Raw genomic sequence first — 11,836 nt, 5'->3', positions numbered from 1 at the left:
TGCATTCATGAGTCGTACCGTCGCGGTCATCGGTGGAGGCTACGGGGGCGCCGCGGTCGCCAAGGCGCTGGAGTCCGAGGCCGACGTCATCCTCATCGACCCCCGTGAGGCGTTCGTCAACGCGGCGGCGTCGCTGCGGGCGCTGGCCCGGCCGGACTGGGCGGCCAACGCGTTCTTCCCCTTCGAGACGCTGCTCACCAAGGGCGCGGTGATCCGCGACCGCGCGGTCTCGGTGGACCTCGGCGGTGTCACCCTGGCCTCGGGTGAGCGCGTCGCGGCCGACTACCTGGTGCTGGCCACCGGCTCCAGCTACGCCTACCCCGCCAAGCCGGGCTCCGACTCGATCGGTGCGGCGCTGGACGACCTCCGCCGGACGCACAAGGAACTGCGGCAGGCCGACAACCTGCCCTTCCCCGTGATCATTCTCCCGCTCGGCTCGAAGGGCGGTGTCGGGCAGTTGCCCTCTCCCGAGGGCCCGTCCGTCGCCTCGGCGTCGGTGGTCGCCGAGTACAAGGGCACGGACCTGTTCACCGCCCGTTTCGTCGAGCAGTTCGGCCCCACCGCCTGAGACCGCGCACCCAGACCATCGAAGAAAGGCAGAACATGTCTCTGGAACAAGTCGTCTTCGGCTTCGGCGCGCACAGCGGCATCGATGAGATACCGGAACTGCTGGGCATGGCCGAACAGGCCGACCGCGACGGGCTCGACCTCTTCTCCCTGTCGGACCACCCCTACATCGGCGGCCGGGCGGACGCCTACGCCTCCCTCGGGTTCGTCCTCGGGCGTACGCAGCGCCTGGCCGGCTTCGCCAACGTCACCAACCTGCCGACCCGGCCCGCCCCCATGCTGGCGCGGACGGTGACGACGCTGTCGGCGCTGTCCGGCGGACGCGTCGTGCTCGGCATGGGCGCGGGCGGGCTGTGGGACCGGATCGCCGACATGGGAGTGCCGCGGCTGTCCCCGGCCGAGGCCGTGGAGCTGTTCGAAGAGGCGATCGTCCTGGTCAAGAAGCTGTCGGGCGGCGGACCTCCGGTCACCCACCAGGGCCGCCACTACCAGGTGAACCGGATCGAGCCCGCTCCCGTGGCCGCGCCTCCCGTATGGACCGGATCGGTCGGCCGCAGATCCCTGGCCGCCACCGGCCGCGTGGCCGACGGCTGGATCCCCGGCCACGCGGCGGACTGGCTCAGCGAGCGCTACCGGACGTCGCGGCCGATCATCGACGAAGCGGCGGCGGCCGTGGGCCGCGATCCGCGCGAGATCCGCACGGTCTTCAACCTCCCCGGGCTAATCACCGACCGGCCCCTGCCCGCCACACGCGACCCCGGAGGCCGCTGGATCGGCGGCTCCGCCGACCAGTGGGCCGAGGAACTCACCGGGGCCGTACTGGAGCACGGCGCGTCGGGCTTCATGCTCTTCTCCCCCGAAGGCGGCACGCCGGACCTCGTCTCCCTGACCCGCTGGTCCAGAGACATCGTCCCGGCCGTACGCGAAGCGATCGCTAAGGAGAACGGGTAGTCGGCGGTCGGCGTGGAAGCCCGGAGCCGAGGGCAACCGGGCTTCCACGCCGCGTCACCTCACCGGCGATCGCGGACCATGCTCAGTCGGCGATCATGCCGCCGCTGAGGTTGGCGATCGCACCGGTCATCGCGGCGGCCCTGTCCGAGGCGACGAAGACGGCCACGTCGGCGATCTCCGCGACGGTCGGCAACCGCTTGCGCAGGGTCCGGTCCGCCATGCGGGCCTCGAACGCCTCGCGGCTGATGCCGTACGCGTCGGCGTGCAGTCCGTAGACCTCGGTCAACTGCGGGGTCTCCGGCATCCCCGCCGCGTTCAGGCACACCACCCGGACGCCGTGCGGTCCGAGTTCGGCGGCCAGGCCCCGGGACAGCGACTCGATCGCCGCCCAGGCCGGTGCCATGCCGCCCATCAGAGGGACGGCCGTCCGCGACGGACTCGCCGTGATCGTCAAGATGACGCCTGATCCCTGGCCGGTCATGCGCCGGGCCGCGGCCTTGGCGGTCAGGAAGTTGGCCTTGGGGTAGGTCGCCATCGGCAGGTCGAATCCCTCAGGCGGCAGGTCGGCCAGCGCGGTGCCCTGGATACCGGTCTGGGGCAGGCTGACGACGTTGAAGGAGATGTCGAGGGATCCGGCGGTGGCGACCACCGCGTTGGCGTGCGCCTCGACGGCGTCGTGATCCAGCACGTCCACCGTGGCGACGTCGGCGACGCCGCCGGCGGCCTGGATCTTCTCCGCGACCACCTCCAGCGTCGCGCGGGTGCGCCCGGCCAGGAAGACCCGCGCCCCCTCCGCGGCGAAGGCGTGCGCGACCGCGCTCCCGATGGAGCCACCGGCTCCGTAGATGATCGCGTTCTTGTTCTCCAGCAGCATCGTCACTCCCGAAAGGTGGTTGTCGCCGACGGCGTTCCGTCACCCCTATCGACTCGCGGGCCCGCCGACAGGAATCGGTCCGCCCACCGGCCACCGCGGCCGATTCCTTTCGGCGGGCCGCCGGTCCGTACCCACATGGACAGACGATGGGTCCTGGGGCTCGCCTCCGCGGCCTCGGTGATGGTGGCGCTGGACGCCACCGTCGTGACGACGGCACTGAGCCGGATCCGCCTGGATCTCGGCACCTCGATCGAACAACTCGAATGGACGGTGAACGCGTACAGCCTGAGCTTCGCCGTCCTGCTCATGACCGGTGCGGTGCTGGGCGACCGGCTCGGGCGGCGGCTCGTCCTCACGGCCGGGCTGACGCTGTTCACCGCCGCCTCGGTGGCCTGCGCGCTCGCGCCGAACGTGGGCTGGCTCATCGCGGCGCGTACGGTGCAGGGCGCCGGTGCCGCACTCGTGATGCCGCTCGCCATGGCGTTGCTCAGCGCGGCCTATCCACCACCGGACCGGCCGAGGGCGCTGGGGATCTTCGCCGGTCTGACCGGGCTCGCGGTGGTCGCCGGTCCGGTGGTGGGCGGCGCCGTCACCCAGGGACTCGCCTGGCAGTGGATCTTCTGGCTCAACCTGCCGATCGGCCTGGCCGTCATCCCGCTGGTGCTGCTGCGGGTCCCCGAGAGCCGCGGCGCCGGTGGCGGAGGCGTGGACGCCGGCGGGCTGGTCCTGGTGACCGGCGCCGCGCTGGGGCTGGTGTGGGGGCTGGTCCGGTCGAACGCCGCCGGGTGGGGCAGCGCCGAGGTGGTCGGAACGCTGGTCGCCGACGCGGTCTGCGGCGCCGCCTTCGTGGCCTGGGAACGGGCCGTCAAGCGGCCGATGGTGCCCCTGGGGCTGTTCCGGCTCCGTGGCTTCGCGGCCGGTAACGCCTCCGGCCTGTTCCTGTACGCCTCGCTCTACGGCTCCCTGTTCTTCGCGGCGCAGTACTTCCAGGTCGGGCGTGGCGATCGGCCACTGGCCGCCGGGCTGCACCTGCTGGCCTGGACGGCCTCGGTGACGTTGGTGGTGCCGTTGGCGGGCCGGCTGGTCAACCGGGTCGGCGCACGGCCGCTGGCCGCGCTCGGGCTGGCTCTGCAGGCGGCCGGGATGGGGTGGCTCGGGCTCATCGCGACGCCGTCCGTGCCGTACTGGGAGTTGATCGCGCCGATGCTCATCGCGGGGGCCGGGGTGAGCATGGCGATGCCCGCCGCTCAGGCCGCCGTGCTCAACGCGGTCACGCCCGAGCAGATCGGCAAGGCCTCCGGGGTGTTCAACACCGGGCGGCAACTGGGCGGGGTGTTCGGGGTCGCGGTGCTGGCCCTGGTGTTCAGCGAGGCCGGCGGCTACGCGGGACCGGCCGCCTTCACCGATGGGTTCGCCCCGGCGATCGCGGTCAGCGGCGCGCTGTCGCTGGCCGGGGCGTTCGCGGCGCTGGCCATCCCGGGCCGCCGGATCACCCGGACCCCGGCACCCGCCGCACCGGCGCTCACCTCGAGCCGCTGATCGGCAGGACCATCGGCCGCGAAACGGCGCGCCTGGCACGGGACACCACCGTGCCAGGCGCGCCGGTCGGCCGCCCGCCGCGAGCCGATGGCCGGACCGTGGCGAGCGGGAACGTCAGGACGTCGGCCGACCCGGCGCGGACGAGCCGTTGGCCGACGCTTCGGCCGGAGCGGGCCCGAGCGTCGGCGGGAGTCCGAACTGCTCGAACAGGCCGGGGTCGCGGCACGCCACGATGTGCGTGATCCCCGCCTCGGAGGCCGACAGGACCATCACCGCGTGCGCGTGATGGACGCCGTCCGGGCGGCGCTGGTACATGGCGAACGCGGGCTGCCCGTTGGCCGCGGTCGGAACCATCTGGAAGAGACCTGGCGCGGTGAGGACCCTGGACGCGAAGAAGCGGCCGATGGACTCACGCCCGGCGAACCAGGTCGGGGTAGGCGGCATCTCCAGGACGGCGTCCTCGGTCAGCAGCCCCATCAGCGCTGTGATGTCGGCGTTCTCGAAGGCCGTGGCATAGCGGTCCAGCAGTTCCCGCTGGCGCGCGCCGGACGCCTCGGTCGCGTCGTCTTCGGAGGGCGCCACTTGGTCGAGCCGGGCTCGAGCGCGTTGCAGGATGCTCTTGACCGCCGGGACGGAGATGTCGAGCAGCTCGGCGACCTCTACCGCGCGCAGCGCCAGTACGTCGCGCAGGATGAGGACCGCACGCTGACGCGGGGGCAGATACTGCAGGGCGGCGACCAGGGCGAGCCGCAGGCTCTCGCGCGCCGCGACGATGGTGGCGGGATCGTCCGAGCCGACGCGGACCAGCCGGTCGGGCAGCGGCTGCAACCAGGTCACCTCCGGCGGCGGCGCCACCGGGCCTTCCGGATCGTCGGCGGGACCGCCGAGGCCCGACGGCAGCGGCCGGCGCTCGCGGCGCTCGAGTGCGGTGAGGCAGACGTTCGTCGCGATCCGATAGAGCCAGGTGCGCAGGGACGCCCGACCTTCGAACGCCTCGTACGACCGCCACGCCCGCAGATAGGTCTCCTGCACGAGATCCTCGGCGTCGTGCACCGAACCGATCATGCGATAGCAGTAGGCCAGCAGCTCCGCCCGGTACGGCGAGGCCAGCCGGGCGAAGACCTCGTCGGCCTCGACCTCGGGGTGGGCCATCTGCGTCATCGTACGGCTCCGGGCCGGGCGGCCAACTCGACGATCTGCACGTAGTTCCCGACCGGGTCCTCCACCGTCGCGATGCGGCCCGCTCCGAAGCCCTCCACCGGGCGGATCCACCGGGTGACGCCGAGCGCCTTCAGGTGGGCCGCGACCGCCTCGATGTCCTCGACGTAGAAGTTGATCAGTATCCGGCCGGGCTCCCGCGTGCTCTGCTCGAGATCGTCACGGCGGTCGAAGACCAACCGGCCGTCGCCCACCATCAGGACGATGCCCGGCTCCGCCGACGGCGCGAACGCCGCCCGGTACCAGGCGCTGAGCCGCTCCGGGTCGTCGCTGCCCAGCACCAGACCACCCAGCCGAATCCCCATCGTCTCTGCCATGACCAGTCCTTTTCGGTCGTCCTCGGAGTCCATCACACCTACGGACTCGGTATGGCACCGAAAGGAATCGGTCATGGGCGTCCCGGCGTCGGCGCCGGACCGCCCGTCGGGCGGCAAAGTCCGGCGGCGATTGGCCTCGGCGAGACTGCGGGGGCTGCGGTACGCAAAACGCTCGGTGAACGCATCCCACACGGGTTCGCGAAAGTGGGCGTTTCCGGCAACCGGGGCTGATCGTTGGCCGCTTTCCGAGACTTCTGTACGTCGCAGCCTGGAACTGCCATCCCCGCCGAGGACAGTACCCCCTCGTCTGCCGGAAGGCTTGGTGGCATGTTCGTGATCCTCGGCTGAGGCCGGAACGATTTGCTCGGAGGATGCCGGGCTTGCCAGCATCGGGCGGTATGCGCGTCGATGACCTGATCCCGCTCGAAGAACAGGGCGAGCTGCCGGAGCTGTTGCTGTTCTGGGGGCACCGGCCGCCGAAGGGCGGTGGCGTCGGGAAGGGGTGCCTGAGCCAGTGGTATCCGGCGCCCTTCACGGTGGACGGCGTGCGGTACGCCACCGCCGAGCACTACATGATGGCCGGCAAGGCGCGACTGTTCGGGGACGCCGCGGCGGAGCAGCGCGTGCTCGCCGACGACGACCCGGGCAAGGCCAAGGGCGCCGGGCGCAAGGTCCGCGGGTTCGACGAGGACGTCTGGAGCGAGCACCGGTACGGCCTGGTCGTCGCGGCGAACGAGGCCAAATTCGGGCAGCACTCCGGGCTGCGGAACTTCCTGCTGGCCACCGGCGACCGGGTGCTCGTGGAGGCCAGCCCGTACGACACCGTGTGGGGCATCGGCCTGTCCGCGTCACAGCCGGAGGCGGCCCGCCCGTCCGCCTGGCGCGGGCTGAACCTGCTCGGGTTCGCGCTGATGGACGTTCGCACCGCTTTGCGCGGTTGACCGGTCGCGGGACGTCGCAGCCTCGATAATGATCGGGCCCCGGTCATCGATCGATGATCGGGGCCAGGACCGACCAGCTCCGATCGACCCCATTCGGAGGACGGATGACGGCTGCGCTGCTCCCGAGCGACCCCACGCGGCTCGGCGCCTACACGGTCACCGGGCGTCTCGGAGAGGGCGGCCAGGGGGTGGTCTATCTCGGGGCGGACGCGTCCGGGCGGCAGGTGGCGATCAAACTGCTGCGCGCGCAGCTGAGCGGCGACGCCAAGGCGCGTTCGCGGTTCATCCGTGAGCTGTCGGCCGCCGAGCGGGTCCCCGGCTTCTGCACCGCGCCGGTGATCGACGCGGACGTCGCCGGCGACCAGCCGTACATCGTGAGCGAGTTCGTGCCCGGTCCCGCGCTGCAGGACGTGGCCTGCCCGCTGCCCGAGCCCGAACTGCTGCGGCTGGCCATCGGCACCGCCACCGCGCTGGCCGCCGTCCATCAGGCCGGGATCGTGCACCGGGACTTCAAGCCCGCCAACGTGATCATGGGCCCCGGCGGCGCGCGGGTCATCGACTTCGGCATCGCGCGGGTGCTGGACTCCGACGTCACAATGACGAGCCAGGTCGTCGGCACGCCGGCCTACATGGCGCCGGAGCAGTTGGCGGCCGGTCCGATCGGGCCGGCCGCGGACCTGTTCGCGTGGGGTCTCACGATGGTCTTCGCGGCGACGGGACGCCGGGCCTTCGCCGGCGACTCGGTGCCGTCGGTGATGAACGCGATCCTGCACGGCGTCCCGGACCTGAGCGGGCTGCCGCCCTGGCTGGGCGGCCTGGTCGCCGCCTGCCTGGAGAAGGATCCACGGCGCCGGCCGACCGCCGTCCAGGCGCTGCTGCACCTGCTGGGCGCCCCGCCCGGCGCACCGCAGGGCGACGTGCGGACGCTGCTCACGCAGGGGGCGTCCGCCGCGACCCGCCACGGAGCGCCGCCGTTCCAGCCGGCCCCCGGGCGTGCGCCGTCGCGCGGCGTTCCGCCGCTCGCGGCCATCGGGGTGATGCTCGGCGTGCTGGCGAACTCGCTCACCGCGAGCGGAGTGAATCTCGCCCTCCCCACCATCCAGCGGGACCTGGGCGCGAGACTCACCGGCCTGTCCTGGGTGGCGAACGCGTATCTGCTCGGGCTCGCGCTCAGCGTCGTCGCCGGCGGATGGCTCGCCGACCGATTCGGGCGAAAGAAGCTGTTCGTCATCGGCACGGCCGCGTGCGCGGTGGCCACGCTCCTCGCGTTCCTGTCGCCCACCGTCGGGGTACTGATCGTGCTGCGCGGCGTGGCGGGCGTGGCTGCGGGTCTGGCCCTGCCGGCCGGTCTGGGGCTCGTCCGCGAGGCGTTCTCCGGGGTCCGGCTGATCGTCGTCACCGGGGTCTGGGGTGCCGTGGCCGGTAGTACGACGCTGGCCGGGGTCTTCGCCGCGTGGCCGGTGCTCGAACAGGTCTCGTGGCGGTTCGTGTTCGTCCTCCCGGCGGTACTGGGCGTCCTCGCCGCCGTGATCGTCCTGGCCGCCGGCCGGGAGTCGCGCGGTGACGCCAACGCGTCGCTGAGCCCGCCCGGGATGATCTTCCTGTCTGCGGCGCTGTTCGTCCTGACCTTCGCGATCACCCGGGTCCAGTACTCGGCCGGCGTGGTGACGGGCGTGCTGCTGGCCGGAGCCGCGCTACTGGTCGGGATCTTCTGGATCGTGGAGTCGCAGATCCGCCGGGGCCGTCCTCCCGTCCTGCTCGCCTCGCCCTCGCTGCCGGCGGCGATCGGCCTGACGGCGATCGGCTTCGCCGGGCTGAACGGCCTGTATCTGCTGCTGGCCATCTACCTGCAGATGGTGGGCGGCAGGTCGCCGCTGGGGACGGCGGTCGCCACGCTACCGATGACACTGGCGTACATCGTCGGCGCGGCGATCGCGGCCGCCGTCGGCGGCCGGGTGGGCCCGCGGCCGCTGCTCGTGATCGGGCTGCTGCTCACCATGGCGGCGGCGTTCGGCCTGTCCCTGGTCGGGACGCACTTCTCCTACGTGTCCGTGGTGCCGTGGCTCCCGGCGGCCGGACTCGGCCTGGGGCTCGTCATCCCCACCGCGGCCGCGGCGGTGCTCGGACACGCGCCCGCGCGTCTCGGCGGCGCCGCCGCCGGGCTGCACCAGGGCGGGCAGTTCCTCGGGGGCGCCGTCGGGACATCCGTCTTCTACGCCCTGGCCCTTCCCCGCGACGTGACCCCGTTCCGGAACACCGGACCGACGCTGGTCGCCGGGATGCACACCCAGCTCGTCGTCATCGGCGCGATCACGCTGGTCACCGCGGCGTTCGCGGTGTTCGTCAGGCGCCCCGAAGCCTGAGCGCGCCGGGGATCAGGACGCCGTGCGTTCGAGGACGCGGAGGGAGCCCTCGACGCGGCGCTCGCTCCACTGCCCGGTGGCCACAGCGCGCTGGTAGACGCGGTACGGCGCCTGCCCGCCGTCGGCGGGGTCGGGGAAGATGTCGTGGAAGACGAGGGCGCCGCCCGGCATGACGTGCGGCGCCCAGCCGTCGTAGTCGGCCTGGGCGAGGTCCTCGGCGTGCCCGCCGTCGATGAACACCATGGCGAGCGGCCGGCCCCACAGCGCCGCGACGGTGGTGGACTCGCCGACGACCGCGACGACGTGGTCCTCCAGGCCGGCGGCCGCGATCGTCCGGCGGAAGACGGGGAGCGTGTCCATCCGGCCCGTGGTGGGGTCGACGAGGGACGGGTCGTGGTACTCCCAGCCGGCCTGGTTCTCCTCCGAGCCGTGGTGGTGGTCGACGGTGACGACCGTGGAGCCGGCCGTACAGGCCGCGGCGCCGAGGTAGACGGCCGACTTCCCGCAGTAGGTGCCGACCTCCAGGATCGGGCCGCGCGTGCCGTACTCCAGCGCCGTCTCGTACAGCGCGAGGCCCTCCGGCACCGGCATGAAGCCCTTGGCGGCCTCGGCGGCGCGGCGGAGCTCGGGCGGCATTGGCGCGTACTTCGTCGCCTGGCTGGTCACGCCCGGCACCCTACCCGCGTCTCCCGATGACCCCCAGTCGCCCCAGGCGTGACCCAAGTCACGTAGAGATCATGTAATCGTTTCCATACACTCCCGTGTAATCGTTTCCACGCTCGCCGATCAGGAGGCCCGATGGCCGGCATCAAGGACGTCGCCGCACACGCCGGCGTCTCCGTCGCCACGGTGTCACGGGTGCTGAACGACAGCCCCAGGGTCAGCGAGGAGACCCGGGAGAAGGTCCAGGCGGCCATGCGGGCGCTGCGCTACCGGCCGAACGCCGTCGCCCGCTCGCTGCGCACCGAGGCCACCCAGACGCTCGGGTTGATCATCGGCGACATCCTCAACCCGTTCTTCGCCGTCCTGGCACGCGCGGTGGAGGACGAGGCACGGGCGGCCGGCTACACCGTCGTCATCGGCAACGCCGACGAGCGCCCCGAGCAGCAGGACCACTACGTGCGCACGCTGCTGGAGCAGCAGGTGGACGGCCTGCTGATCTGCCCGACCGCCGAGGCCACCCCCCTCGTCGAGGACTGCGTGCGCTCCGGGAGCCCCGTCGTCTTCCTCGACCGCACGCTCCCGGGCCTCGAGGTGCCGTCCGTGCGCGCCGACGGCACCGCGGCCATCCACGACCTCGTCCGGCACATCCAGCGGCTCGGCCGCCGGCGGATCGCGTTCATCTCCGGGCCGGAGCTGCTGTCCACCGGCCGGGAGCGCACGCGGGCCTTCCACAAGGCGATGCGCGCGTGCGGCCTGGAGGTGCCCGGCGAGTACGTCGAGGCCGGCGACTTCCAGGAGGCCAGCGGGCGCGCCATCGCCGCCCGATTCCTGGACCTGCCCGAACCCCCGGAAGTGATCTTCGCGGGAGACAACCTGATGGCACTCGGCGCCCTGGACGAGATCCGGGCGCGCGGGCTGCGGATCCCCGACGACGTCGCGCTGGCGTCGTTCGACGACGTGGCGTGGTTCCTGCACCTGGACCCGCCGATCACCGCGATCGCGCAGCCCGCCGAAGAGCTCGGGCGCCGCGCGGTGCGCGTGCTCCTGGACCGCGTCGAGGGCCACCCCGTCGAGTCGGTCGTCCTGCCGGCCCGGCTCGTGATCCGCCGCTCCTGCGGAGAAACGGAGAGCAATTGACGTCCTCCCCCGCCTGGCGGCGGGGGATCCCAACCCGATCTACCCGGAGGTGAGAACAAGTTGAGGTTCGCGGTTCATAGCCCCGCCCAGCGGCTGGAGGGCTCCTCGCGCTGTCACGGCACGTCCTGCCGCGATGTTTTTGGCCGCGTTCACATCCGCGTGATCGGTATGCCCGCAGGCGCGACAACGAAAAACCGCTTGGCTCTCACGGCTCTCTGCGGCGCACTGCCCACAGGCATGACAGATCTGGGAGGTGTGCGCAGGGTTGATCTTTTCGACCCGGCCTGGCGCCTTCTGTTCCATACGCTTCACCAGCAGGCCCCAGCCGGCCGCGTGGATGGATCGATTGAGTCCGGCCTTGGCCCGCACGTTCTTCCCCGGCGCGTCCAGGGTGCCGCGCGCGGACCGCACCATGTTCTTGATCTTCAGGTCTTCGACCCGAATGAGGTCGAAACGGCGGACCAGATATGTGGAGGTCTTCTCCGCCCAATCCTTACGCCGGTCGGTCTCACGGGCCTTCAACCGGCCGACCGCGATCTTGACCCGTGCCCGCCGGTTCGACCCCGGCTCCGCGCGCGCCAGTCTGCGCTGCAGACGTCCCAGACGCTCGGCTTCGGTGTCGCGCAGGCCGGGCACGGACAACCGCTCACCGGTCGACAGGGCGGCCGATACGGCCACACCGCGATCAACTCCGACAACCTCCCCCGTTCCCGGCCCGATGACCGGGGGCGGGATAACCGGGAAGCACACGTGCCAGCGGCCCGCCCGATCCCGATTCACCCGGAAGGACTTGGCCGCATCGGGGACTTGACGGGACCAGCGGAACCGCACCCAGCCGACCTTCGGGACCCGTACCTCCCCGACCTTGCGGGACAGCCGCCGCACATCCCATTGCAGGCCGCGACGCCCGACGATCCGGAACCCCTCATGTACGCCCGCTTTGCGCCAGGTCGGCCGCCCATGAGTTCCGGCGAAGAAGTTGCTCATGGCCTGGGCGAAGTCCCGCAAGGCCTGCTGTTGCACCGTCTGAGAGCCCGCCGCCAGCCAAGCGAACTCTCGTCTGGCTTCGGTCAGCTGGCGGGACTGCTCGACATAGCCCGGCGCGCTGCTGCGGCCAGGCCGCCAGTGTTGATGCTGCTCGACCGCAAGATTCCACACATATCGGGCGTGCGAGCAGTGGTCCAGCAGCGCCTGCTCTTGAGCGGGCGTGGGCGCAAGCCGAAACCGCATGCACGCAACCTAACCACCACCACCGACAATCCAAGG

The 11,836-nt window shown here is 72.0% G+C and carries 11 protein-coding genes; 6 read left to right on the top strand and 5 right to left on the bottom strand.

Annotation, left to right across the window (positions count from 1 at the left end; translation table 11 throughout):
- The first annotated feature begins 7 nt into the window (after positions 1-7).
- Together AB0K82_RS14200 and AB0K82_RS14195 are read left to right on the top strand one after the other, a co-directional pair.
- Positions 8-568, top strand: coding sequence for an FAD-dependent oxidoreductase (locus AB0K82_RS14200; protein WP_364396531.1), 561 nt, complete (start codon positions 8-10; stop codon positions 566-568).
- A 35-nt stretch (positions 569-603) separates the two neighbouring features.
- Positions 604-1,518 carry an LLM class flavin-dependent oxidoreductase gene (locus AB0K82_RS14195; protein ID WP_364396528.1) on the top strand — a complete coding sequence of 305 codons (915 nt, stop codon included), beginning with the start codon at positions 604-606 and terminating at the stop codon, positions 1,516-1,518.
- A gap of 82 nt (positions 1,519-1,600) precedes the next feature.
- Here the strand turns inward: AB0K82_RS14195 and AB0K82_RS14190 are convergent, their stop codons facing one another.
- Positions 1,601-2,392: an SDR family oxidoreductase gene (locus tag AB0K82_RS14190; protein ID WP_364396753.1), complete on the bottom strand. Its 792-nt coding sequence runs from the start codon at positions 2,390-2,392 to the stop codon at positions 1,601-1,603.
- A gap of 135 nt (positions 2,393-2,527) precedes the next feature.
- Between AB0K82_RS14190 and AB0K82_RS14185 the strand changes: the two genes are divergently transcribed.
- On the top strand, positions 2,528-3,931 hold the full coding sequence (locus tag AB0K82_RS14185; protein ID WP_364396525.1) for a DHA2 family efflux MFS transporter permease subunit: 1,404 nt from the start codon (positions 2,528-2,530) through the stop codon (positions 3,929-3,931).
- A gap of 114 nt (positions 3,932-4,045) precedes the next feature.
- Here the strand turns inward: AB0K82_RS14185 and AB0K82_RS14180 are convergent, their stop codons facing one another.
- Positions 4,046-5,092: a sigma-70 family RNA polymerase sigma factor gene (locus AB0K82_RS14180; RefSeq protein WP_364396522.1), complete on the bottom strand. Its 1,047-nt coding sequence runs from the start codon at positions 5,090-5,092 to the stop codon at positions 4,046-4,048.
- Positions 5,089-5,466, bottom strand: coding sequence for a VOC family protein (locus tag AB0K82_RS14175; RefSeq protein WP_364396520.1), 378 nt, complete (start codon positions 5,464-5,466; stop codon positions 5,089-5,091). The genes AB0K82_RS14180 and AB0K82_RS14175 overlap by 4 nt, the downstream gene beginning before the upstream one ends.
- A 398-nt stretch (positions 5,467-5,864) precedes the next feature.
- On the opposite strand from AB0K82_RS14175, the gene AB0K82_RS14170 reads away from it, so the two are divergent.
- Together AB0K82_RS14170 and AB0K82_RS14165 are read left to right on the top strand one after the other, a co-directional pair.
- Positions 5,865-6,407, top strand: a complete 543-nt coding sequence (locus AB0K82_RS14170) for an NADAR family protein (protein WP_364396518.1) — start codon at positions 5,865-5,867, stop codon at positions 6,405-6,407.
- A 104-nt stretch (positions 6,408-6,511) separates the two neighbouring features.
- On the top strand, positions 6,512-8,770 hold the full coding sequence (locus AB0K82_RS14165; protein WP_364396515.1) for an MDR family MFS transporter: 2,259 nt from the start codon (positions 6,512-6,514) through the stop codon (positions 8,768-8,770).
- Positions 8,771-8,782: 12 nt separating this feature from the next.
- On the opposite strand, the gene AB0K82_RS14160 is transcribed toward AB0K82_RS14165, so the two are convergent.
- A complete protein-coding gene (locus AB0K82_RS14160) occupies positions 8,783-9,406 on the bottom strand; it encodes a class I SAM-dependent methyltransferase (RefSeq protein WP_364396750.1) in 624 nt (207 codons plus the stop codon).
- A 162-nt stretch (positions 9,407-9,568) separates the two neighbouring features.
- Here AB0K82_RS14160 and AB0K82_RS14155 point away from each other — a divergent pair, with 162 nt between their 5' ends.
- Positions 9,569-10,570: a LacI family DNA-binding transcriptional regulator gene (locus AB0K82_RS14155; protein ID WP_364396512.1), complete on the top strand. Its 1,002-nt coding sequence runs from the start codon at positions 9,569-9,571 to the stop codon at positions 10,568-10,570.
- Between the two features lie 39 nt (positions 10,571-10,609).
- Here the strand turns inward: AB0K82_RS14155 and AB0K82_RS14150 are convergent, their stop codons facing one another.
- The gene (locus AB0K82_RS14150; RefSeq protein WP_364396509.1) at positions 10,610-11,800 is read right to left on the bottom strand and encodes a transposase; all 1,191 of its coding nucleotides are present in this window, start codon (positions 11,798-11,800) and stop codon (positions 10,610-10,612) included.
- Positions 11,801-11,836 lie beyond the last annotated feature (36 nt).

This window comes from Actinoallomurus sp. NPDC052274 (assembly GCF_040679475.1).
GTDB classification, from domain to species: domain Bacteria; phylum Actinomycetota; class Actinomycetes; order Streptosporangiales; family Streptosporangiaceae; genus Actinoallomurus; species Actinoallomurus liliacearum.
The sequence above is the reverse complement of the archived record's forward strand: the minus strand, read 5'-3'. Positions and strand labels throughout refer to the sequence as shown.